This is a genomic window from Mesorhizobium sp. WSM4906, assembly GCF_029674625.1.
Taxonomy (GTDB): domain Bacteria; phylum Pseudomonadota; class Alphaproteobacteria; order Rhizobiales; family Rhizobiaceae; genus Mesorhizobium.
This window is the reverse complement of sequence record NZ_CP121355.1, coordinates 3,166,955-3,190,734: the sequence shown is the minus strand read 5'-3', so window position 1 is coordinate 3,190,734 and position 23,780 is coordinate 3,166,955. Positions and strand designations below refer to the sequence as shown.

Sequence of the window (23,780 nt, the reverse complement as noted above, 5' to 3'; positions counted from 1 at the left end):
GGCTGTCTCGGAAACTCTGGATGATAAGGCTAATGGATGAGACCGGAACCGATCACCAGCGTGGCCGCCTGCGCAGGCTGGAAAGCTCTGCAGCGATCGGCCCGCCCGATAGTGCCGATCTGTGAATGCTCTGCTGTCGACTCGCAACAGCGCAGTACGCGGTCAAAACGCTCATAGAGCCAATTTCGAGGTATGTCTCCTACGGGTTCCGGCCGGGCAGCAGCAGGCACTTGCGTTGGTGCATGTCGGCGAAAACGACATGCGGGCATCTCAGTCCTTCTTCTCCGCAACAAGATAATTATCGTACCAATCGGCTTCGCTTGAGAAATTTGCTTCAGATCAACGTTCAGTCGCGACTGCTTGCGGTAGGAAGGCTCTCCGGTCAACTCACCCGTGGGATCGAATGGCGTGCCGGTTCGGAATCGGTCGAACTCAGGACGAGAAGCGGCTTTGCGCTATGCCATCGCCCTGGCGGCGGTCGCGGTCGCCTTCGCCGCAAGATTTGTCTTGGCATCGGTTCTCAAGGATCAAGCTCCTTACCTCTTCTTCCTGCCCGCCGTGCTGCTCGCGGCTGGGGCGGGCGGCTTCGGTCCTGGCGTTCTGGCCACCGGCTTGAGCGTTCCCCTCGTTTTCTTTTTCATTGCCAATTACAGGGCAGTCGGTTGGACGGAGGTCGCCAATGGCGCTGTCTTTGTATTGATCGGGGTCGGGACGGCCTGGATCGGTGAACGGCTGCGGCAGGCGCGCATTCTGGCCTTGACGCGGGAGGCCCATCTCCAATCGATCATTGACATAGTTCCCGAAGCCACGATCGTGATCAACGGGCACGGCATCATCCAGTCCTTCAGCGCGACCGCCGAGCGGATGTTCGGCTACACCGCGGCCGAGATGATCGGGAACAATGTGACGCTGCTGATGCCCTCGCCTTATCGAGAGGAACATGATGGTTACGTCAAGCGCTACCGCGACACCGGAGAGCAGCGCATTATCGGAATTGGCCGTGTGGCTGCAGCGCGACGCAAAGATGGCTCGACGTTCCCAATCGAACTGGCCGTCGGAGAGATATGGTCGGCGAGCCAGCGATTTTTCACCGGGTTCATCCGTGACCTGACGGAGCGGCAGGAGACCGAAGCACGACTTCAGGAGCTGCAGTCTGAACTCGCCCACGTGTCACGCCTAACTGAGATGGGCGGGATGGCATCGGCGATCGCTCATGAACTCAACCAGCCGTTGGCGGCCATAGCCAACTATCTGAAAGGCTCACGCCGCCTGCTCGACGACAGCACCGGCGAGCGGCTGGCGATGCTTCGAGACGCGATGGACAGCGCGGCCGATCAGGCGCTGCGGGCCGGTCAGATCATTCGGCGCATGCGCGATTTCGTCGGTCGCAGGGAGAGCGAAAGACAAGTCGAACACATTGCCAAGCTCGTCGAGGAAGCATCCGCGCTTGCGCTTGTCGGCACCAAGGACAAGGGCTTGCGCGTGACGTTCGACTTTGACCCCCGTGCCGATCTTGTCCTGGCCGACAAGGTTCAAGTTCAACAGGTCCTGGTCAACCTGATCCGAAACGCCATCGAGGCCATGGAGGAATCAAGTGAGCGGACTCTGACCGTTCGCTCGAAGCCTGCAGATGACATGATGATTGTCGTGCAGGTCGATGATACTGGTTCGGGCATTTCGGAGGAAATGGCGGCGAGACTGTTTCAACCATTCGCCACCACCAAGCCGCGCGGGATGGGAGTGGGCCTTTCGATCTCTCGCACAATTGTCGAGGCGCATGGCGGGCAGATCGAAGCCAAGCCGCGTCCAGGCGGCGGAACGACGTTTCGCTTTACATTGCCTGCGGTGACGAAGGAGGAGGCCACCGATGCCCACTGACAGCGTCGTCCATATCGTCGACGACGACGAGGCAGTGCGCAAGTCGCTCGCTTTTCTGCTTGGCACGGCCCAACTCTCGGTGCGCAGCTACGAAACGGCCGTTGCCTTTTTGGCGAACATCGAATGCGCCGAACGGGGATGCATCGTCACCGACCTGCGAATGCCGGAAATCGACGGGCTTGAGCTGCTCCGGCGAGTAAAAAGCTTCCGCATCGACTTGCCGGTCATCATCATTACGGGCCACGGCGATATCGCGCTGGCGAGGACAGCTCTGGAGGCAGGTGCGGTCGATTTCCTGGAGAAGCCCTTCGACGACGAGGCAGTATTGGCTGCGGTTCGGTCTGCGTTCAGCCAGCATGAGCGAGACGCGACGCAGGAAGCCAAATGTCTGGACGTTCAGGGTAGGCTTGCCCATCTGTCCAATATTGAACGGCAGGTGCTCGAAGGCCTTATAGCCGGATATTCGAACAAAACGATCGCGCACGATTTGAAAGTCAGCTCGCGGACCCTCGAGATTTACCGGGCACATGTGATGACCAAGATGCAGGCTTCGAATCTGTCCGAACTCGTGGGTATGGCACTGATCCCGAGCGTGCTGAACGAGCGCTCATAGCAGTGCCATCTTCCCAAGATCGGCGACATCTGCAGGCCGTTTCGCTGTTTTTGCCTCAGGTCAAAGCGAAGTGTCTCTGGTAACGGCTTACTGGATCGTGAACGGATGCTTGGAGGTCAATGCGATGGAAGCTGCGGATTCCGTATCGCGCGACAAACCGACAGTAATCGTGGTTGATGACGACCCGGCGGTACTGAGATCACTCAAATTCTCGCTCGAGCTCGAGGGGTTTTCGGTCCGCACCTACGCCGATGCGACAGAGGTGTTGAACGAGGTGACGCTGCCGCCCTTTGGCTGCCTGGTCATCGACTACGACTTGCCGGCAGTGAACGGGCTCGAACTGCTGCAGCGACTACGGAACGGGCAGGTTCGGCTGCCGGCGATCTTGATCACCTCGTCTCCGAGTAAGATGCTGCGGGAGAGCGCAGCCGCCGCCGGGATCCCGATTGTCGAAAAGCCGTTCTTCAATCACACCCTGAGTGACAGCATTCGGGGCGCCTTGGAGCGTCAGGACAGGCATTGAACGAACGGCGTAAGCACGTCTGGGCGGGCCTTCAAAAATGTTGGGCGTGTCGGGATTGGCGAGTGCAGGGTCGGCGATCAGGCGGATTGCGACCACCGCCTTCCTCCGAAACCGAAGTCACTGTGCCGGCTTTCGCTTCTGGCAACTTCGGCGCCCTTCAGGTTCCGCAGCTGGTAACGGCCGTCGTGGCGCTGCTGGCGCTGATCGGATCTGACGCACTTGTCATACACCGCGCCCAACCCACGCAAGTTGGCCATGCGGCTCGTTGAGACGCTGTACAGCCAACGACTTCCCTCCGGCGATCGGAGCGAACACGATGAGGGTCACGAGCCACAGCGCCGCGGTCAGCATCGCGACGTCACATCATGGCGGCGCTGATCTTGCGGAAACGCATGATGGAGAGGGCGAAGAATACGCCGCCGGCGATTCCGACGACAGCAAACTGCGGCCAGACCACGTCAATGCCGGCGCCTCGATAGAGGATAGCCTGCGCGAAGCTTACGAAATGGGTCGAGGGCGACAACTGCATTACCGTACGTAAGAACGCCGGCATGCTGTCGAGTGGCGTGTTGCCACCGGACAGGATGTTCATTGGCAAAGCGACCAGGACGAACAGGAGCCCAAGCTGCGGCATCGAGCGAGCCACCGTGCCCAGGAAGATGCCGATGGCGGTTGCGAAGAACAAATAGATCGTGACGCCCGCCATGAAGAGCGGGACGGAACCGACGATCCGAATTCCGAGCAGCGTCTCTATCACCAACCAGAGTGACAGGCCGACCGCGACGGTGATCACCAGGCCATTCGCCCACACCTTTGCAGCCGCGATCTCGAAAGGCGTGAGCGGCATGATCAGCAGATGATCCATCGTGCCGTGCTCCCGCTCGCGGATGATTGCCGCACCCGCAAGTATGATGGCAAGCATGTTGACGTTGCCGATGATGGCCATGACCGCATTGAAGAGTTGCGTGGTGAGATTGGGATTGAAGGCGACGCGAACAGCGAGATTCACAGGCTCGGCCTGCGAAGTTTCGGAAGCCGTAGCGGAGCGGGCGATTTCGCGAGCGATGATCTGCTCCAGATAGCCGGCGCCGATGCCTGCCTGCATCATGGCGGTGGCGTCGACATTGACCTGGATGACCGGTTGGCGGCCCGCCAGGATGTCGCGCTCGAAATGCGGTGGAATATCGAGGACGAACGTGCTGCGGGCGGTGTCCATCAGTTCGTCAACCTGACCGGCGACGACCTCGGTCGGGGAGCTGAAATAGGGCGGCAGCAGGGCTGCGGCAATCGCACGCGAGAGCGCCGAATGGTCCTCATCGACAATGGCGACGGAAGAGTTGTGGGCCTCTTGCGCCGGGCTCTCGGCCTGCGCATAGACCGCCAGCGTAAAGGAGTAGATGACGAAGCCGAAGAGCACGAAATCGCGCGAGAAGCTGCGCAGTTCCTTGGTGCCGAGCCAGAAGATGTTTGCCAGGTGCTGCATGACATCATGCCTCCTGGCGGCGGAGGAATGCCAGGCTGATCAAGATGAGGATCGGGATGAAGACCGCCAGCGCCAACAGGCTTCCGGCAAGTTCCTGGAAGCCGAGCGCCTTGGTGAAGGTGCCGACCGAGATGCGCAGGAAATACATCGCCGGGAAGGTATGGGCCATGAAGGCCGGAAAACCCACCAGCGAGGAGACGGGCGCCAACATGCCGGAGAACTGCACGGCGGGCAGCGAGGTCATGATTCCCGCGACGAAGAGCGCGGCAATCTGGGTTCGCGTGAATGCCGAGATCACCAAGCCGTAGCCGGTCATCGCCGTCACGTAGAGCAGCGCGCCGAGAAGGAGCACCCAGAAGCTTCCCTTCAGCGTCACGCCGAACAGCAAAACGGCCATTAGGAAGAGGGTAAGAAAGCTGATCAGGCAAAGGATGACGTAGGGCAGTTGCTTGCCCAGGAGAAATTCGAGCCGCGTGACGGGAGTGACGTAGAGATTGACGATCGAACCCAGCTCCTTCTCCCTGACGACGCCAACAGCCATCAACATTGCAGGCATGAATGCCAGCAGCATCGCGATCGTCCCCGGCACCATGGCGAAGATGCTCTTGAAGTCCTGATTGTAGACGAATCGAGTCTCGATGACCGGCGACGCTGGCCGACTGCCGGCCGCGCCCGCGACATCGGCGACATATTGCTGATGCAGGCCAGCGAGATAGCCGCGGACGGTTTCAGCACGGAAAGGCATGGCGCCGTCGACCCAAGCGCCAATCTCGGGTGCTGACCCGCGCCGGAGGTCGCGGCCGAAGCCCGGCGGTACCTCGATGGCCAATGCGAAGGCGGCGCTGCGCAGCGCCCGATCGAGATCGTCGTAGTTGGCCAGTGTTTTGCGTTCCGCAAAATAGGGCGATCCGCGGAACTCCTGCAGATAGGCACGGCTTTCCGGCGTGTTGTCGCGGTCCAGGACGGCGAAAGTCACCTGATTGACATCGGTATTGATGCCGAGCCCGAAGACGATCATGAGGAATGCCGTGCCGAGCAGGGCGAAACCGAGCCGCACTGGATCGCGCCAAAGCTCCAGCGCCTCGCGCCACGAATAGGCGAAAAGCCGCCCCAGGCTGAAGCCGGCCCGCGGTGCCACGCGCGCGGACGAAGAGGTCGCGGCGCGCTCAGGCTCTGGCGGACCGCTGACCGAGCTTGAGCCTTCGCCGCCTGCAGACTGCAGATAGGCCACGAAGGCATCCTCGAGATCGGCTGCGCCTTTGGCTTCGGCCAGCTCCGTCGGCGTGCCGGCGGCCACCACCCTGCCGCCATGCATGAGCGCGACGCGATCGCAACGCGCCGCCTCGTTCATGAAATGGGTCGAGACGAAGATGGTGACGCCTTGCCGCCGCGAAAGCTCGACGAGGAGCTCCCAGAAGCTGTCGCGCGCAAGCGGGTCAACTCCGGAGGTGGGCTCGTCGAGGATAAGGACCTCCGGCTCGTGCACGACGGCGACGGCGAGAGAGAGCCGCTGACGGATGCCGAGGGGCAGCTCCGATGCCCGCTGGTCCACATAAGGGCCGAAGCCGAACCGCTCGATGAGCGCGGCGATGCGCGATTTCGCCCTGTCGGCGGCGATGTGGAAGAGACGGGCATGCAGATCGAGATTCTGCCTGACGGTCAGCTCGGTATAGAGCGAGAAAGACTGGGACATGTAGCCGACACGCCTACGCAGGCGCATGTTGGTGGCATCGATCGGCTGTCCCAACAGCCAGGCACTGCCGTCGGAGGCCGGCAGCAGCCCGGTCAGCATCTTCATCGTGGTGGTCTTGCCGCAGCCGTTCGAGCCGAGGAAGCCGAAGATCTCGCCGCGTTCGATGGCGAAGCTCACGTCATCGACCGCTACGAATTCGCCGAAGCGCCGAGTGAGGCCACGAGCGACGATGACCGCCTCGTGTTCGCCCGATGGCCGCGGCGGAATTGAGAGCGCGCGACGCCCGGCGCGAACCGCCTCGGGCAAAAGCGCAATGAAGCTTTCCTCCAGGCTCCCCTGCCCTGTCAGCCGTTTCAGTTCAGCCGGCGTGGCCGAAGCGAGGATCCGCCCGGCATTCATGGCGATGAGCTCGTCGAAGCGCTCCGCCTCCTCCATATAGGCGGTGGCTACGACCACGCTCATGCCGGCCCGCCGCGCTCGCATGCGTTCGATCAACTCCCAGAATTGCCGGCGCGACAGCGGATCGACGCCCGTTGTCGGCTCGTCGAGAATAAGTAGGTCAGGGTCGTGAACAAGCGCGCAGCAGAGGCCGAGCTTTTGCCGCATGCCGCCTGAGAGTTTCCGGGCCGGGCGGTCGGGAAACGGCGCCAGGCCGGTCGCCTCGAGCAGCGCGTCAATGCGCCGGGCGCGCTCGCCGGCCGGCTCGCCGAAGAGGCGTCCGAAGAAATCGATATTCTCCCGGACGCTGAGATCGGGGTAAAGGTTCTTGCCAAGCCCCTGCGGCAGAAAGGCGATGCGCGGACACACGGCAGAACGATGGAGCTGGTCGGCCATATCGCGGCCGAAGACCTCCACGCGTCCGGTCTGAATGCGTTTGGCTCCGGCGACCAGGCTGAGCAGGGTCGATTTGCCGACGCCGTCCGGGCCGATCAATCCGACCAGCGCGCCGGTCGGGACCGTAAGCGTCACGCCTTCGAGCGCAAGCCTGCGACCGTCGGAGTGCGAGAGCCCCTCGACGGCGATGACATTAGCGAGATGGCTCATCCGTCCGCCCTGGTGCAAGGAAGGTCGGCCACTCTGCACTGCCGTTGAGGTGCACATAGGCGAGCCCGGGAACTCCCGAGCTCACCTCCGCTGCATGGATGCGCAGATAGTCGGGATCAACGCGCACGCGGACTCGGAACATCAGCTTGTCGCGTTCCGCCTTGGTCTCCACAGCCTTCGGCGTGAACTGTGCCTCTCCGGAGACAAAGACGACCTTGGCCGGGATCGGCGATTCAGGCGCGGCGTCAAGCACGATGCGCGCGGCGCTACCTACGGTCGTGCGACCGGCTTCCGCCGTAGGCAGGAAAATGTCCATATAGACATAGCCCGTGTCGATCATGGTCAAGACCTTGCCGCCGGCGCCGACCACCTCGCCGATATTGGCGAGGCGATATTGAACGCGGCCGTCACGCGGAGCGACGAGCGAATTGTCGGCGATATTGATCCGGTAGAGGTCGACATCGTGGTTGGCGGCCGCCAGCGTCTGTTCGGCTTGTCCGACGCGCGCATTGGCCGCCGCGAGCGCGGCATCGGCAGCGCTCATCTGCTGCTGCCGCTGATCGAGAATCTCGGCTGTCGCGTAACCTTTGTCGACGAGGACAATCGCGCGGGTGAGCTGCTGCTCGGCGAGCTTGGCCTGGGCATTCTGCTGCTCGACGCCCGCCCGCGCCTCGTCGAGCATCCGATTGGCCCCAAGCACCTGTGCCTCGGCTTTGCGGAGCGACATCTCAAGGTCCTGCGTGTCCATCCGCGCGACCACTTGGCCGGCGCGAACGACATCACCCTCATCAACGAGAAGCGCGGCGATGCGACCACTGAACTTGGCCGCGATGTCGATCTCGTCTGCCTCTATCCTGCCGTTGCCGAAGGCGATCCCGGCGGGCAGTGCGGGAGCGGCATGCAGCCACCAATATCCGCCTGCCGCCGCGCCGGCGATCGCAACCAGCGCCAACGCGAGCCAAAGCCGGCGGCGCCGTTTCACGGCGGCAGGAATGATCTCCGGGAGGCTGATCTCGGGCTTATTCGGCACAAGCATTCGGCCCGCCGAACGGTCATTCGAGGGGAGCAACTCAGTGCCGTCATCGATGACCGTTGTGTTGGGCATTCGTCGATTCCTAATCACCAGAGAAGACGACGGGCGCCAGCGCCTTGTTCTTACCCTTGTCCGGATGCGACGGATGGTCGTTGATCTGCGTCAAAAGGATCCGCATCAACTCGGGCGCCTCAGCGAGTGCGAAATGCCTGATCCATGTGCATGTCAAGCAGGTCAAGGCAGTGTGCAGGGTCGGGCCGATTCTCTGAAATCGCCGCCGGGCAACCCATGGACCCAGATTCCTTCAGGGACGCGGGAACAAATTTCGCGCATCGAAGTTAGCAAGCGCTGCTTACGGGGACTCATCCGATGCTCCTTGCCCTGGACGATGCGATCTCGACGGCTGTCTTGGCCGGCAGAGGTGCGGATGCAGAAATCTTCGGAGTGATCGATCTCACCAGCAAAATTGAAGCGCGGATAGGCGCGGTCAGCCTAGGGCGCGCCATCCAATTCGTCGCCAACGCGTCGGTGCTTGGATACGACGTTCGCGGTGCAATGGTCTTTTACGGCGAACCAGGAACGCCAAGCTTGAGAAGCTGGGACTGCGAACACCTTTGGGCGCAGTACGGTGGCGCACTTCTCCAGCCGTAGCGCGTGGCGCCACACCTAGAGCGGCGCGAACGGCCTTGGCGCGCGCCCCGTCGATCATCTCGGCCAACGCGTCCATATCGGCCATGCTAAAGCCCGGACCGACCAGTCGCCTTGCCGCGATCGCCAGCGTGCCCGTCCCGCAGGCCACGCCGAACACCGTTTCGCCTGGCTGAAGGTCGGCGAGGCTCAACATTCGGTCACGGAACGGGTCCTCGCGGCCCACCGTCGGTGCGCGCACCGGCCGAAATCCCCTGCATTGACAGCCGGCCGGAGCGCACGCCCGAACGAATGACGAGGCACTTGACGCGACTGCAAACGGGGGCATGCTTCTCTGCGGGCGCGGCCTGCTTCCCGACCGACGGAGTCACATCATGCAGTGGTCCTACCCGATCCTCCGTGTCGGCGACACCGAAATCCGCATCCACCTGACCTTCCTGCTGCTGCTCGCCTGGATCGGCATCGCCTATTACCAGGAGGGCGGAACACGGGCTGCGATCGAGGGCATCGCCTTCATCGGCGCCGTGTTCGCCTGCGTGGTATTGCATGAGCTCGGCCACGCCGCTGCCGCTAGTCGCTACGGCATTCGAACTCCAAAGATCACGCTCTTGCCGATCGGCGGCGTCGCGGAGCTGGAGCGCCTGCCCGAGAAGCCGTCGCAAGAGATCGTCGTCGCGTTTGCCGGCCCGTTGGTCAATGTCGTCATCGCTGCCTTCCTCGTCGCCGCGCTTGGCACCACCGTCGGCATCGACGCGCTGACGTCGATGGAGAACCCGCATGTCGCGTTCGTGGCTCGCCTCGCCGCCGTCAACATCTGGCTGGTCCTGTTCAACCTCATTCCGGCCTTTCCGATGGATGGCGGGCGTGTGCTGCGCGCCTTGCTCGCCACGCGCTACAACCGCCAGCGCGCGACGGAGATCGCAGGGACCGTTGGTCAGTTCGCCGCCTTCGCCTTCGGCTTCATCGGTCTGGTCGCCGGCAACGTGCTGCTCATATTCGTCGCGATCTTCGTCTACCTCGCCGCCGCTGCGGAAACGCAGGCGATGGGGCTCGAGGCAGCGGCGCGCGCCGTTAACGTGCGCGATGTCATGATCAGCCGGTTCGAAAGCCTGCCGGCGACCGCGACCCTCGACGAGGCGGCACGGGCCTTGTTGCGCACGACGCAACACGAGTTCCCGATCGTCGACGATGGCGGCCGGCTGCGCGGCGTGCTGACGCGTGAGGGGCTCGTCACCGGCCTGCAGCAGCGCGGCGGTCAGACTCCTGTGATCGAGGCAATGGTCGCAAATATCCCGGTGATGCACGACTATGATAAGGTCATCAAGGCGCTCGAACACCTGAAGAAGGGAGCTGCCCCTGCCGTCGGCGTGGTGGACGCCCAGGACCATTTGGTCGGCTATGTCATCATCGAAAACATCGGCGAGCTGATGCTGCTGCGCAGCGCCGTCGCAAGCTGACAGATAACGATTCGGCGGCGGCCAATGGAAAGCCGTCCGCCACCTTGGTTTGGTAAGTCTTTAGCCGCTCGGTGACCGGTGGTGAAAGCGGCATGCCAGTCGGGATATGGAACAACCCTGCTGCAACGGGCATTCAATCGTCTGGCCAAGGCGCCCGTAGGTGATCGGCGACTGGATTGCAGTTTCAGAGGGTCGCGGCACACGGAGCCAGCCCGAGCCGAATGCCGAAGAAGCTGCCATCATCGCGTGACGTGAGTCGTCGTTTGCGGCACAGTCGCAGCCAAGGCTGTGGAATCGATCCCCGTTCACAGAGGCGAGCGAAGATGAGAGTCGCAAAAGTGATGCGAACGGCCAAGCTTGCGGGAAAACCAGGGCGCAAACTCATTAACACTATGAGTACGCGCCCTAGTTTAGGCCCTGACCCAACGAGCGGTCAGTAATCCCAGAAGACCGGCACCCAACGAAAGACATCGCCGTCCACCGCCACATGGCCGACGGAGGGGAACGGCATGTGAGTAGCCACCAGCAGCTCTCCGGTCTCCGCCAGTTCCCGCAAGAGTCGGACCCGAACGCGAGCTGCCTCCTCGGGATCGTGCTCGAAACCGTTGTACCAGTCAGGGTGTTCGAACCCGACAGTGAACACGGCATCGCCAGCAAACATCAGCCGGTCTTTGCCGGATGCCACGCGGACTACGCTGTGCCCGGGAGTGTGGCCGCCCGTTCTAGAGACGATCACGCCCGGCGCCACCTCGTGTTCCTCATCGAACAGCCGCAGCTTGCTCGCGTACTCTTTCCTGAACCGCTTGGCGGTTGCCCGAAGCGCATCCGGGAACCCTGGCGGCATTGAGACGCGGGAGAAATCGGGCGACTCCCAGAACTTGACCTCGGCGGCCGCCACGTGGATCCGCAGGTCCGGACGCAGTTGGTCTTTCACCCCGTCGACGAGCAGCCCGCCAACGTGGTCCATGTGCATGTGGGTGAGCACCACGTCGGTCACGGATCCGAGATCTATGCCGGCGGCCTCCAGTCGCTTGATCAACTGCCCGGCCCGCGGCAAGTTCAACTCCGGGTCCAATCCTAGCCCGGCATCGATGAGCATGGTCTGCCCGCCGCTGCGCACCACGACCGCGTTCAGCGCCCAGTCGAAGGCGTCCGGAGGCAGGAACATGTCCTTCAGCCAGGCCGCATGCACGGTGGGGTCGGCGTTGTATCCCAACATGTTGGTTGGAAGCGGTAGCACTCCATCGCTGACCACCAGCACTTCGATCTCGCCGACTCGTACCGCATAGCGAGACGGAACCAACTCTTCGGTCCCCGTTCTGCGGGGGTGTGAGGTTTTGTTTAGGCTCATGTTCATCTCCTGCTGACCGCCGCCTTACACGCGGCATCGACGACGTACATCGAGGTGCGTTTGCTGGTCGATTGTGTCGAGGGAGAGGGCGAGCCACACCACGGGATAGGTTGCGGGTGTCGAAATAAATGACCGACGTGTGCTGAACGCCATCTTTTGCCGGCGAGCGGCGACCCGCTAAGACAAGCTCGCGCACAAGCACCTGCCTGCAGTTCCCCTTCACCATGGCTACTTGAACCTTCACGCCAGAGGTCTAACAGCCTTATCCGCAACGCCGGGTCGGCCACATCTCATGGATTTCCATGAGGTGCGGCCGAGGCATGGCCACGTTAAGCTGGCAAGCCAAATCGCCACCCAGATCCAAGGATGAGTGCTACACAAGGCGCTGACGGTCTCCGGTTTTCTTTATCCGGGAGGAGAAGGCAATGACGACAGCGTTTAAGTCCATTGGCGGAATCGACCCCGAAGCATTGCGAGCGGCTCGGATCATCGAAGGCGTGGTCGGCAACGCGTGGGCGACAGACGCCTCGGGCAAGTTCACCTACATGACGCCTAGCGCGCTGACGCTTCTCGGCACAACGCTGGAGGAGCTCAATTCGCCTTCGGAAGAGGGCGCGGTCGGGTGGAAGCGGCTAGTCCATCCAGACGATTACGACGCAACCGTCACTATGTGGCGTCGCTGCCTGCAAACAGGTGACCATTACAATATGGAGCATCGCCTATTGCGCGCTAGCGGTGCTTACGGTTGGAGCAGAAGCTCGGGGCAGCCGTTGCGCGACAGCATAGGTCGTATCCTTGCATGGTACGGTGCACTGATCGACGGTGATGTTCCGTCCGCGGCCAAGGAACGATTCGCTGACGTCATCAGTGATACGCTCGAAAGCAAAGCCGTTTCCGATGCTCCGCATTCGCTGAGCCTTGTCCATCCGGATGACCGGACTGCCGCAGCTCACGCTGCCGCCCGCGCCTTCTGGACGGGTGTTCCTCAGGTGACGAGGCATCGGCAACTCCAGGCCGACGGTAGTTATCGCTGGAACGAGACGCGGTCAGAACCAGGCTACAGTGTGAGTGTCGACATCGACGATCTGGTGACGGATAGGGAGGCACTCGCCTCGGCAGGGTTGGACCCATCGGTAGAAAGCGAGGCTGAACCAATTCGATCGGCGAAGGTCGTTGAGAGCATATTCGGGAACGGATGGGCGTTCGACGCGGCCGGCAGATGGATTTACCTGCACCCGTTTGCACAGAATTCTCTTGGGGTGACGTTGGAAGAACTGAACGCGTCTTTGGACGAGGGGCATACCGCCTGGAAGCGTCTGCTTCATCCGGACGACTATGAGCAGATCGCAGCCACATGGCGCCACTGCCTAGAGACAGGCGATCACTTCAATGTCGAGTTTCGCTTTCGGCGCGCGAGCGGCATCTATGTCTGGGCTCGAGCAGCCGCGCGGCCAGCACGCGACAGCCGCGGTCGTATCGTGGGATGGTATGGCATTGCACTCGACAATGACGTCTACAAGAAAACCGTGACGGCGCTGCGTGGCCGGGAAAGGGAACTTTCTCAGCTCGTCGACATGGTCCCGGTCCAGATCAGGCGTCTGACACCCGAAGGTGAGCCGATCTTCTTCAATAAACGCTTGCTCGACTTCTTCGGACTGAACGACGTGGCGCAATTGGACAGGCCGGGAATGAGCCGGATGGCGGCAGCCATCCAGTCTCTCGTCCATCCGGAAGATGCTGCCCGCCTTTTGAAAAGGCTCCATCATTCCTTGGCTACCGGCGAGCCCCACTCGATGAAGTATCGCATGCGTCGAGCGGACGGCGCCTACCGCTGGGTGGATGGTCGCTGGGAGCCGGTTCGTGATCATAGCGGCGCGATCGTACAATGGTATGCAATTTCCATCGATATCGACGATGAGATGCGCGCCCAGGAAGCGCTGCGTCTCCGCGAACGCGAGCTCTCGCAACTTGTCGATATGGTGCCGAGCTTCCTTTGGCGCCTGTCTGCGTCGGGCGAGCCGGTCTTCTTCAGCAAGCAAATGGTCGAGTTTCTCGGTCTCGACGTGGGAGAATACGAGAGTGCGGGAGGAAATGGTCTGACAGCTGCCATAGCGGCTGTCGTACATCCCGAAGATGCGGCCAAGCTGGAAGCTGCGCTCAACCATTCCATCATCACCGGCGAGAGCTTCTCGCTGAACTATCGCCTGCGTCGCGCGGATGGCGTCTATCGCTGGATGTCGAGCCGTGCAGAGCCGATGCGGAATGAGGAGGGATCCGTCGTACAATGGTACGGGTTGTCACACGACATCGATGATCAGGTGCGAGCCGAAGAAGCACTGCGGAGCAGCAAACGCCAGCTGGAACAGATGATTGACGTCGTGCCCGTGAATATCCTGAGCTTCGCTCCTTCAGGCAGGATCACCTACACTAGCAAACGATATCTGGAGAAGGTCGGTTCGCCACCCACGCACATCGAGGACTTCGATGCCTTGGCTCGGGACCTGGCCCACCCTGAAGACTTTCCGACAATGTTCCGGAGGGCATCGAATGGCTTTGCCACCGGCCAGCCTTTCGTGAACCGGTTTCGTCGTCGCGAGAAGGATGGCGTCTACCGCTGGATAGAAGCGCGAGCGCAACCGTTACGGGACGCCGATGGCGCGATCGTGCAATGGTATATGGCTTCAATCGACATCGAAGACGAGATGCGAGCGCAAGAGGCATTGCGCGAAAGAGAACGCGAGCTTCAGCAGCTTGTCGATGCCTTGCCGGTCCACATCTGGAGCTGGACGCCCGATGGCAAACTGGCCTACGTCAACAGGCGGTCTTTGGAGGATCTCGGCATCTCCGGGGCAAGCTTCGAAGATTTCACCAGGGTGGCGCAAGAGCTGGTTCACCCCGAAGATGCTCCCGAGGTGCTCGCTACGTCGGCCAACTGCCTCAAAACTGGCAACTCCTTCATCATGCGATATCGCCGGCGTTGGAGGGACGGCAATTATCGCTGGATAGAGGGCCGTTGCGAGCCTCTGCGCGATCGAGACGGAACGATCGTGCAATGGTACCAGGTTTCCATCGACATCGACGATGAGATGCGCGCGCAGGTGGCGCTGCGCGAGAGAGAACGTTCGCTGTGGCAGCTGGTTGAAACGCTGCCGGTGATGATCGACTGCGCCGCGCCGAATGGCGAGCCGATATATCGCAGCCGTCAGCTCCGCGAATTCCTCGGATATGAGTTGGAGTCAATGGACGGCAAGGGAAAGTCGCGCCTGGCCCGCACACTCGACGAAGGTGTTCATCCTGACGACTTGGCGGGCGTCAAAACGAATTATGCCCATTCGTTGGCCACTGGCGAACCATATGCGCGGAGGCACCGTCTGCGGCGCTTCGATGGCGAATATTGCTGGGTCGATACGCGCGCAGCGCCGATGCGCAATGCCGAAGGGGCGATTGTTCAGTGGAACGTCGTCTGTCTGGACATCGATGGTGAAGTTCGAGCGCAAGAAGAGCTGCGTCTGGCGCAAGAGAGACTCGCACGTGCGAGCCAGGCGGCGAGTCTTGCCGAGCTTTCGGCCTCTATAGCGCATGAGGTGAACCAGCCTCTGGCGGCCGTCGTCGCCAACTCGTATGCCTGCCAGCGCTGGCTCACGGCCGAACCGCCAAATATCGAGCGGGCGCAGAAGACGGTGGAGCGTATTATCCGGGATGCCAATTCGGCGGCGGATGTCGTCAGCCGCATCCGCGCCTTGTTCAAGCAGTCCGCAGACGCGATGGCCTACACAACGCTCGGCAGCGTCGTCGCGGAGGCGCGTGATCTCATGGCTGAAGAGGCGGCGCGGCGGCGTGTTCGTATGGACATCGATGTCGAAAACGACCTTCCTGTCGTCGCGCTCGATCGGGTGCAGATTCAGCAGGTTCTGGTGAACCTCATCCGCAACGGCATGGATGCGATGGACTCCGTTGCGGGCGACAGAGTTCTTGGACTTCGCGTGCGCCGGGTAAGGGATGCGATCCAGATCGAAATCAGCGATCGTGGCCCGGGCATCGAGTTTCCCGACCGAATATTCGAGCCGTTCTTTACGACGAAAGAGCACGGCATGGGCATGGGCCTCGCGATCTGCCGTTCGATCGTCGAGTCGCACGGCGGACGGTTGTGGGTGGAGAAGAACGAGCCGCACGGAACGACGTTCGTCTTCACAATGCCCGTTGAAATGAAAGCGGCAGCATGACGACCTACAACCACATGGTCTTCATCGTCGATGACGACGTGCGCATCCGGGAAGCGCTTGGTGAGCTTCTAGAGTCGCACGGCATGCGCGCCATCGCGTTCGGATCGGCCGGCGACTATGTCCTGGCGAAAAAGCCGGACGTCCCCGCCTGCCTCATCCTCGATGTGGAATTGCCGGACATCAACGGCCTCGATCTGCAGAAGCAGATCGCCGAGGGCGATCATCCGCCGATCGTCTTCATAACAGGGCACGGCGACATCCCATCCTCGGTGCGCGCGATCAAACACGGCGCCGTGGACTTCCTGACAAAGCCTTTCAGTGACGCCGACCTCATGGCCGCAATCCAGACGGCGATCGCCCAGGATCGGGAAAGGCGATCGGAGCGCGCCGAACTCATCATGTTGAGGCAACGCTATCTGGAGCTCACGCCGCGCGAGCGCGACGTGCTGCCGCTTGTCGTGAGTGGTCTCCTCAACAAACAGGCCGCGGCTGAGTTGGGGATCAGCGAGGTTACGTTGCAGATCCATAGAAGGAACGTGATGCAGAAAATGATGGCGGCGTCGCTCGCCGATCTCGTGCGCATGGCGGAACGATTGGAGATACCGATTACCCACTCTCGACGAGCGGGAGGGATCTGAGTGTGAGCAAGATGCGACCTGTCGTGGCGGTTGTCGACGACGATCCGAGAGTCCTCGAGTCGCTGGAGGACCTCCTGGAATCCGCGGGTTATGTCGCTTGTTGCTTCTCTTCGGCGCGATCGCTGCTCGCCTGCGGACTGTTGGGCGTGGACGTGCTCATCACCGACATCGGAATGCCCGGCACAGATGGCTTCGAACTTCGCGACCTAGTGAAGAAGGCTCGTTCGGAATTGCCCGTGTTCCTTATCACCGGCCGCCACGAGATAGCGGATCAGTTTCGCGCCCAGGGTATCAGCGGTTTTTTCCGCAAGCCTTTCGACGGTCAAGCCCTGCTCGCCGCCGTTGCCAACGCCTTAAACGATCGAGAAATGGAGGGTAATGATGAGAGTTGACCAGCCGCTCCAGCGAAGATCGGCACCGTCACCGCACATAGGCGAAGCGGAGCAGCCGCTGGTAATCATTGTCGATGACGATGCGGCGGTTCGAGAGGCACTGTCAGAGCTGATCCTGTCGGCGGGTTTCCAGCCGGTCTGCTTCGGCTCGACGCGAGAATTGCTCCACGCCGACGTCTTGCGCAAACCCGGCTGCCTGATCCTGGACGTGCGCATGCCGGGAGCGAGCGGTCTCGACCTGCAGCATCATCTGGCCCAGAATGGCAACCCGAAGCCGATCATCTTTCTCACTGGTCATGGCGATATACCGATGACGGTTCAGGCAATGAAGGCCGGCGCAGTGGATTTTCTGACCAAGCCGGTACGAGACCAGACATTGCTTGATGCTGTAATCGCAGCCATAGCAATGGACGCCTCGCAACGGGCGAAGGCGGAGGTGGTCGAGCGAAATGTCGAACGACTTCGAACATTGACGCCACGTGAGCGTGAGGTCCTGCATCACGTGGCGCGCGGCCGCCTCAACAAGCAGATTGCCTTCGACTTCGGCATCAGCGAAGTGACGGTGAAGCTGCATCGCGGCAACGTTATGCGCAAGATGGAGGCGGCCTCCATCGGCGAACTGATCCGGGCTTGGGAGACATTGCCCATCCCGCTGCGCGAGACCTCGGCCTGATCGGGTACCGGCCGTCAACGGGATTCGGCGCGCCAGAATTGCAACGTCGACTAACGGCGACTGGCTGAAAACCGAACTCGTCAGGCGGCAAATTCATGCGACCTGTTTTGCGTGCTGCTATTCGTCGAAGGGGGCGCTTGCTACAAAATCGACGGAAGAAGGTGCCCGGTACCCGGGGACATAGCGTTCACCGAAATCCCGAACGAAATTGTCATAGGTCGTTTCGGGCCTTGTCTCGGCGATGTGGCAGAAGCACCGTGTCATGCGCCGCTTCATGTCGAGCCGCGGGAACTCTTCGACGATCCTTGCGACCTCTGCGGCAGGGACGATCTCGTATTGCAAGCCGACGACATCCAGGCAGATCCCGGCGGTGCAAAGCGCTACCTCAGCCTCTTTGTAGAGACCGATCGATGGTGTCGAGTTCAGGGCGACGCTATCCCAGATCAATTGGGCTCGGCGCTCGTCGACACCTCCTTGCCGCGCGAAGACCCGCGCCAGATCCGCACCCTCGACTTCAAAACGGCGGGGACCGTTGAAGCGTTCGTTAAGCGTGATGTCGTGCAGCAGTGTTCCCACGGCAACGACTTCCGCGTCGTGAGCGATGTTGCGAAGCTGTCCTATGCGCGTCGCGAACAACCAGGAACGGACGACGTGATTGAACAGATAAGGCTCGCATTCCCGGCGAGCATAGTCGAAGGCCTGCTCCACAAGCGGCGTGTCCGGAACCGAAATTCCTGCAAGCTCACGACTGTTGGCGCTGTTCATCTTCCTGGTCTCCTCAGCGGATTTCGTGCAGCCGGGGCAGAAGTTCATTGTCCGCGATCATGTGAGACCCAGACCTCCGTCGACGGCGACGACCTGCCCTGTCACCCATTCGGAGGCCGGATCGGCAAGATGCAGAATCCACCTGGCGACGTCATCCGGGCTGCCGCGTCGTCTGAGCGGAATCTGCTCGCGCTCGGCTTCCTCGATGACGGCAGCATGCTCCGGTGAGAGCCCCATCATGCCCGTAAGCGCACCGGATTCGGTCGGGCCGGCTGCGACGGCGTTGACGCGCACACCCTCGGGCGCGAGCTCGAGCGCCCAACAGCGGGTCAGATGTTCCAACGCCGCTTTGCTGGCGGCGTAGTGGGAGAGGCCAGCCGCGGGCCGATGACCCAACGTGCTCGATATGTTGATGATCGCTCCTTTCGTCGCCACCAGATGCGGAAGTGCTGCCGCCGCCAGCAGGCTGGGGCCGAAGACATTCACGGCAAATATGTTCGCGACCCGCTCAGCGGCAGCATCACGCAGGGACAGAAGAGCACCGGCGCCGGCGTTGTTCACCAGCACGTCGAGGCGACCCCATGTGTCGATTGCCCTGGCGATGGTGCGCGGAGCATCTTCGGGTTCCGCGGCGTCGGCAACGAGGCTGACAATGTTCGGATGCTCGGCGACCGTCTGCTTCAGCGGCGTCGCGCGGCGGCCGGTTACCATCACCTTTGCGCCTTGCCTGGCAAACCCAAGCGCCGCCGCGCGACCGATGCCGGAGCTTCCACCCGTGACGATGACGACCTTGTTGTCAAATGCGGACATGGCTTTGCTCCTTGGCTTTCATTCGCCGTAGGGTGTGGTCAGTTCCTTCTCGGCGGTGTCGACGACGAACACGGCGAGCAGCTTGGCAGGCTCAGTCGCGCTGGCATTCTCGCTGACGCCGTGACGGTCGCCCGGAAACTCGGAAAAGCTCTGGCCGGCGTGATAGGTCGTGACCGGCCCATCATTGACCTTGCTGCGGATCGCGCCTTCGAGAACGGTCGCATAAATGAAGGCGGATTTCGGGTGAGTATGTGCCGAGGAGGTGCCGCCAGGTGCATATTCGACCAACACGGCGCGCATGCTCTTGCCCGGCACGTTGGGGAGCGGATGGTCGTAGACGAGCTTGACGTTCTCGCCGATCGTATCGTGGGCAAGTGCCCCGTTTGCGAGAATCGTTGCGGTTGCTGCGCAGCAGAGGATGGTCTTGATCATTGTCTGGCTCCAGTCGCGGTTTGGTTTGATTGGGAGCCGCCGGCCGGAGGGGGGAGGACGGCCGGCGGCAGGCTCTAGCTGGCGGTACGGCGTGAGCCTATGACTTGAGGAAAGCGAGAAGGTCGTTGTTCACCAGTTCGGCATGGGTCGTGCACATGCCGTGCGGCAGGTTCTCGTAGACCTTGAGCGTGCCGTGCTTCAGGAGCTTTGCGGACAAAGGCGCGGAATCCGCGAACGGCACGATCTGATCATCCGTGCCGTGCATGACGAGAGTTGGTACGTCGATGATCCTGAGGTCGTCGGTGAAATCAGTTTCCGAGAAGGCCTTGATGCCATCGTAGTGCGCCTTGGCGCCGCCCATCATTCCCTGCCGCCACCAGTTCTGGATGACGCCCGGGATCGCTTTCGCGCCCGGCCGGTTGAAACCGTAGAAAGGTCCCGACGGGAAATCGATATAGAATTGCGCCCGGTTGTCGGCGAGCGACTTGCGCAGCCCGTCGAACACCTCGATTGGAAGGCCGCCTGGATTTGCCGGCGTCTTTACCATGATCGGCGGCACGGCGCCGATCAGGACGAGCTTCGCGGCGCGCCCCTTGCCATGGCGGGCGACGTAGCGGGCCGCTTCCCCGCCGCCGGTCGAGTGACCGATATGGATGGCGTCTCTCAAGCCGAGGTGCTCGATCACCGCCGCCGCGTCGGCGGCATAGTGATCCATGTCGTGACCGTCGCTCACCTGTGCGGAGCGGCCGTGCCCGCGCCGGTCATGGGCGATGGTGCGGTATCCCTGGGCGACGAAGAAAAGCATCTGCGCGTCCCAGTCGTCGGCGCTGAGCGGCCAGCCGTGGTGGAAGACGATCGGTTGGGCATCCTTCGGACCCCAGTCCTTGTAATAGATCTCAGTGCCGTCCTTGGTGGTAACGGTGCTCATGGTCCTTGGTCCTTTGTCTGGTCTGGGAGAGGGAAGGTCTTTCGTCCGCCCTGCTTGCGCGGGCGCAGCTATGGAGAGGCCGGTCGCTGCGGTGGTGGCGAGTGCGCCTAACAAGATGTCCCGGCGTGATGCTCCAGCGGAGGAGGAAAAGTCGTCTTTCATCGGTTCGCTCTTTTCGCGTTGAAGGTAGACTGCGCGTCATCGGGCGATGCGCGACCGCGGTGGATCAGCGTCGTGGGAGCGGGGCGTGGGTGAACCAGTCCTCGAAACGGATCGCTCCGATGCGTGGATGATCACCGGGGACCAGCGAGCTGTCGTCCAGTTCCGTGCCGAAATAACGCGCGTGGGGATCCCCGATCACTTTGCGCGGATCGTTCGTCGCCTTCAGGAACCGCGCGACGAGGTCGCTCATGCGGATCGGCTCGGGCCCGGCGATCTCGATGATGCCGTTGATCGGGGCCGAGAGCGCTACGTCCGTCATGGCGTCGGCCACGTCGTCCGACGCGATCGGCTGAAAGTAGGCGGACGGAAGAGTTACGGTATCGCCAACCGTTGCCGACTGGGCGATGCCGCCCAGGAACTCGAAGAATTGCGTCGAATGAACGATGGTGTAGGGAATTCCAGACTCCCGGATCAGCTTTTCCTGCACCATCTTGGCGCGCAGGTAGCCGCTATCGGGCAGGCGCTCGGCGCCCACGATCGAGAGTGCGATGTGGTGTTTGACGCCGGCCGCCTTGCCTGCCGCGAGGAGGTTCCGGCCGGAGGTCTCGAAGAACTCCATAACGGCCTTGTCCTCAAACGAAGGCGAATTTGCGAGATCGATGACGACCTGTGCTCCAGCGAGAGCTTCCGCCAGGCCCTCGCCCGTGACGGTGTTGACGCCGCTGTTCGGTGAAGCTGCGAGCACTTCATGACCCTTCTTGCGCAGCCTCTCGACGGTCTTCGAACCGATGAGTCCTGTGCCGCCTATGATGACGATTTTCATATCCAATCTCCTGCCTTTAATGCTGAATTGCGTTGCGGAACGGAATGCCGGCCGTAGCGGGCAGCCGGCTCTTCACCGGGCTGAGGCAGCTTCCTCGATGAGCGCGGCGACCTCGTCGGGATGCGAAACCATCACGGCGTGGGAAGCGCCCTCGACGATGACGGTCTTCACGGCATGCGCCCGTTCAGCCATGAACTTCATGACCGCAGGCGGGATATTTCGATCGGCTGAGCCAAAGATCGCGTAAGAGGGGATCGTCTTCCATGAGGCGACACCCGATGGCTCCGCCAGAGCGGCTTTGGCGACGGGACGCTGGGTCGCCGCCATCAGGCTGGCCTTGGCCGACGGTACATCGGCCGCGAACTGCTCGTGGAACTTTTCCGACCGGATATAGAGGTCCTGGCCTCCGTCGGGCTGCGCCACCGGCAGAAGCGCGTCGCCCAGCGTGCTGCCGGGGAATTTTGCCGAAAGCGTGAGGCTGGACTCGCCGGTCTCCGGCGCAAACCCGGCCACATAGACCAGCGCCTTCACATTGTTCTTTCCATTGGCTGCCTCGGTGATGACGGGCCCGCCATATGAATGGCCGACCAGCACGACCGGTCCTGAGATCGAGCGGACGACGGCCGAAACCGCGGCTGCATCGCCCGCGACGCTGCGAAGAGGATTGGCCGCAGCGATGGCCGTGTAGCCGTCCTTGTTGAGGTCGGCGATCACCGCGTTCCAGCTCGACGACTCGGCGAAGGCGCCATGCACCAGCACGATTGTCGGCTTGACCTGCCGGCCCGCGGGTTGGGCCATGGCCTCACCCGAAACGGCAAACGCCGCGGCGAGCATCAAAATTCTCGTAGTCCTTAGCACTTCCTTCTCCTTTGCGACCGGGCGTTACCAGTTGCAGCGAAGAATGCTCCGAGCCTGTGCGCTGAACTATTCTACGGGGGCATCGGTCTTCCGATGCGAAAGTATAGGGTTGTTGCACTCGACAACTCGGAGCTCTAGCCGACGAGAGGCAAAGGGCAGCGTATGGAGGCATCGATCGGTCAGACGACACGGATAAACTTGGAGGGGCGGAGCGGACAGTACGGGCTAGGCAGCCAGCATGTCGGCCGAGAATCGGACAAGCGGACGACCAACTCAATAAAGCCCTGGCACCGATCGAACGGGCTTGGTCCAACGAGATCCGCAGCAAGACATATACCGCGGTATGGTCAGCCCTCTCCCTCGATCCAATCGATGGCAAAGGCCCGTCGAAATAGCGTCCCCGGAGACATAGGCCGTTACCGAACAGAAGAGGCTGAGATGCTAAGCGCAGAGCCAAAAGCCGACCCAGCGGGCGAGTATGCCCGTGACTCATCCGCCGAAGCCGCTCGGCACAGCCTGCACACGAAGCCGCCGACAGCTGGCACCGTTCACGATCTGGGCAATCTTATCCAGATCGCGTTATCCGCGCTAAACCGCATCGCACGGGAACCTGACGTCTCGGTGGCTCCCGCGCTCGAGCCCGTGATCGGCAGCGCCAGGACGGCCTTGCTGCGGGCCGGCGCACTTGTTCGGGAGACGATAAGCAGGGCTCAAGAGAGCCATCCCGAGATCGAGGAAACCAACGTAGGTGCTTGCCTGATCGAGGTCGAGGCCCTCATCCGGTATGCGTGCGAGCCGCATATCCAGCTTGAGGTTCGTGTCGGATCCGGCCTGCCTCGCGCGAAATGCGATCGCTTGGGCCTGCAGAATGCGGTCCTAAATCTTCTATTCAACGCGCGTGACGCAATGCCGGGCGGCGGTTTGATCTTAATCGACGCCACCGTCGTTCAAGGCCGTCCCACTCTTATCGAGCTTCGCATCGTCGATAGGGGTATCGGAATGACGCAGCAGACCGTTGCCCGCGCCTTCGAGCCATTTTTCACCACGAAGGGCAAGGGCCGGGGTGGTGTCGGCTTGCCGATGGTGAAGCATTTCGCCGCGGAACACGGCGGAAGCGTCGAGATCGAGAGCATCCTGGGAGCTGGCACGACCGTGATCCTGCGAGTGCCGGCAGCACCGTCGGAACTCGACGCCGGGTGAACCGATCGACCTGCCTTGTGAAGCTGAGCGCTTGCAAATTTGACGCGAGCGCCACGGAAATACGCAACAGCATCCTGCGTGTGAAATGAGAACAACCCGCCCGTCCTCAGCCTGTAGTAGGCGGTTGCGAACGCTCCATGAGGCAGATCGTCT

General features: G+C 61.9%; 20 protein-coding genes. 10 read left to right on the top strand and 10 right to left on the bottom strand.

The window, feature by feature from the left end; all coding sequences use genetic code 11:
- Window positions 1–450 precede the first annotated feature (450 nt).
- The 3 genes from QAZ22_RS15245 to QAZ22_RS15235 all read left to right on the top strand — a co-directional run bounded on the left by QAZ22_RS15245 (window position 451) and on the right by QAZ22_RS15235 (window position 3,014).
- The gene (locus QAZ22_RS15245; protein ID WP_278207604.1) at window positions 451–1,878 is read left to right on the top strand and encodes a PAS domain S-box protein; all 1,428 of its coding nucleotides are present in this window, start codon (window positions 451–453) and stop codon (window positions 1,876–1,878) included.
- Complete coding sequence (fixJ, locus tag QAZ22_RS15240; RefSeq protein ID WP_278207603.1) at window positions 1,868–2,491, top strand: response regulator FixJ; 624 nt, start codon at window positions 1,868–1,870, stop codon at window positions 2,489–2,491. Before QAZ22_RS15245 ends, fixJ begins: the two co-directional genes overlap by 11 nt.
- Before the next feature lie 124 nt (window positions 2,492–2,615).
- Window positions 2,616–3,014, top strand: coding sequence for a response regulator (locus tag QAZ22_RS15235; RefSeq protein WP_278207601.1), 399 nt, complete (start codon window positions 2,616–2,618; stop codon window positions 3,012–3,014).
- 358 nt (window positions 3,015–3,372) lie between these two features.
- On the opposite strand, the gene QAZ22_RS15230 is transcribed toward QAZ22_RS15235, so the two are convergent.
- The 3 genes from QAZ22_RS15230 to QAZ22_RS15220 are packed head-to-tail and all read right to left on the bottom strand — an operon-like array spanning window position 3,373 to window position 8,270.
- Window positions 3,373–4,497: an ABC transporter permease gene (locus QAZ22_RS15230; RefSeq protein ID WP_278207600.1), complete on the bottom strand. Its 1,125-nt coding sequence runs from the start codon at window positions 4,495–4,497 to the stop codon at window positions 3,373–3,375.
- 4 nt (window positions 4,498–4,501) lie between these two features.
- Window positions 4,502–7,234, bottom strand: a complete 2,733-nt coding sequence (gene rbbA, locus QAZ22_RS15225) for a ribosome-associated ATPase/putative transporter RbbA (RefSeq protein ID WP_278207598.1) — start codon at window positions 7,232–7,234, stop codon at window positions 4,502–4,504.
- Window positions 7,218–8,270: an HlyD family efflux transporter periplasmic adaptor subunit gene (locus tag QAZ22_RS15220; RefSeq protein WP_278207597.1), complete on the bottom strand. Its 1,053-nt coding sequence runs from the start codon at window positions 8,268–8,270 to the stop codon at window positions 7,218–7,220. Before QAZ22_RS15220 ends, rbbA begins: the two co-directional genes overlap by 17 nt.
- Window positions 8,271–8,636: 366 nt before the next feature.
- On the opposite strand from QAZ22_RS15220, the gene QAZ22_RS15215 reads away from it, so the two are divergent.
- A complete protein-coding gene (locus QAZ22_RS15215; RefSeq protein WP_278207596.1) occupies window positions 8,637–8,918 on the top strand; it encodes a hypothetical protein in 282 nt (93 codons plus the stop codon).
- Window positions 8,919–9,289: 371 nt separating this feature from the next.
- Window positions 9,290–10,372: a site-2 protease family protein gene (locus tag QAZ22_RS15210; protein ID WP_278207594.1), complete on the top strand. Its 1,083-nt coding sequence runs from the start codon at window positions 9,290–9,292 to the stop codon at window positions 10,370–10,372.
- A gap of 433 nt (window positions 10,373–10,805) precedes the next feature.
- Here QAZ22_RS15210 and QAZ22_RS15205 read toward each other — a convergent pair whose 3' ends face one another.
- Window positions 10,806–11,723, bottom strand: coding sequence for an MBL fold metallo-hydrolase (locus tag QAZ22_RS15205; protein WP_278207593.1), 918 nt, complete (start codon window positions 11,721–11,723; stop codon window positions 10,806–10,808).
- Window positions 11,724–12,148: 425 nt separating this feature from the next.
- Here QAZ22_RS15205 and QAZ22_RS15200 point away from each other — a divergent pair, with 425 nt between their 5' ends.
- The 4 genes from QAZ22_RS15200 to QAZ22_RS15185 are packed head-to-tail and all read left to right on the top strand — an operon-like array spanning window position 12,149 to window position 17,649.
- Window positions 12,149–15,946, top strand: a complete 3,798-nt coding sequence (locus QAZ22_RS15200) for a PAS domain-containing protein (protein WP_278207592.1) — start codon at window positions 12,149–12,151, stop codon at window positions 15,944–15,946.
- Window positions 15,943–16,584: a response regulator gene (locus QAZ22_RS15195; protein ID WP_278207591.1), complete on the top strand. Its 642-nt coding sequence runs from the start codon at window positions 15,943–15,945 to the stop codon at window positions 16,582–16,584. The genes QAZ22_RS15200 and QAZ22_RS15195 overlap by 4 nt, the downstream gene beginning before the upstream one ends.
- A gap of 2 nt (window positions 16,585–16,586) precedes the next feature.
- Window positions 16,587–16,976 carry a response regulator gene (locus tag QAZ22_RS15190; protein WP_224706964.1) on the top strand — a complete coding sequence of 130 codons (390 nt, stop codon included), beginning with the start codon at window positions 16,587–16,589 and terminating at the stop codon, window positions 16,974–16,976.
- On the top strand, window positions 16,966–17,649 hold the full coding sequence (locus QAZ22_RS15185) for a response regulator transcription factor (protein ID WP_278207852.1): 684 nt from the start codon (window positions 16,966–16,968) through the stop codon (window positions 17,647–17,649). Before QAZ22_RS15190 ends, QAZ22_RS15185 begins: the two co-directional genes overlap by 11 nt.
- A gap of 117 nt (window positions 17,650–17,766) precedes the next feature.
- Here the strand turns inward: QAZ22_RS15185 and QAZ22_RS15180 are convergent, their stop codons facing one another.
- The 6 genes from QAZ22_RS15180 to QAZ22_RS15155 all read right to left on the bottom strand — a co-directional run bounded on the left by QAZ22_RS15180 (window position 17,767) and on the right by QAZ22_RS15155 (window position 22,367).
- Window positions 17,767–18,414, bottom strand: a complete 648-nt coding sequence (locus QAZ22_RS15180) for a hypothetical protein (protein WP_278207590.1) — start codon at window positions 18,412–18,414, stop codon at window positions 17,767–17,769.
- A 57-nt stretch (window positions 18,415–18,471) separates the two neighbouring features.
- Complete coding sequence (locus QAZ22_RS15175; RefSeq protein ID WP_278207589.1) at window positions 18,472–19,224, bottom strand: SDR family oxidoreductase; 753 nt, start codon at window positions 19,222–19,224, stop codon at window positions 18,472–18,474.
- 18 nt (window positions 19,225–19,242) lie between these two features.
- On the bottom strand, window positions 19,243–19,656 hold the full coding sequence (locus QAZ22_RS15170; RefSeq protein WP_278207588.1) for a cupin domain-containing protein: 414 nt from the start codon (window positions 19,654–19,656) through the stop codon (window positions 19,243–19,245).
- A 97-nt stretch (window positions 19,657–19,753) separates the two neighbouring features.
- The gene (locus tag QAZ22_RS15165) at window positions 19,754–20,584 is read right to left on the bottom strand and encodes an alpha/beta hydrolase (RefSeq protein ID WP_347566945.1); all 831 of its coding nucleotides are present in this window, start codon (window positions 20,582–20,584) and stop codon (window positions 19,754–19,756) included.
- A gap of 226 nt (window positions 20,585–20,810) precedes the next feature.
- Window positions 20,811–21,569: an SDR family oxidoreductase gene (locus tag QAZ22_RS15160; RefSeq protein ID WP_278207585.1), complete on the bottom strand. Its 759-nt coding sequence runs from the start codon at window positions 21,567–21,569 to the stop codon at window positions 20,811–20,813.
- Window positions 21,570–21,641: 72 nt separating this feature from the next.
- A complete protein-coding gene (locus QAZ22_RS15155; protein WP_278207584.1) occupies window positions 21,642–22,367 on the bottom strand; it encodes an alpha/beta hydrolase in 726 nt (241 codons plus the stop codon).
- A 498-nt stretch (window positions 22,368–22,865) separates the two neighbouring features.
- Here QAZ22_RS15155 and QAZ22_RS15150 point away from each other — a divergent pair, with 498 nt between their 5' ends.
- Complete coding sequence (locus QAZ22_RS15150; protein WP_278207583.1) at window positions 22,866–23,627, top strand: ATP-binding protein; 762 nt, start codon at window positions 22,866–22,868, stop codon at window positions 23,625–23,627.
- Window positions 23,628–23,780 lie beyond the last annotated feature (153 nt).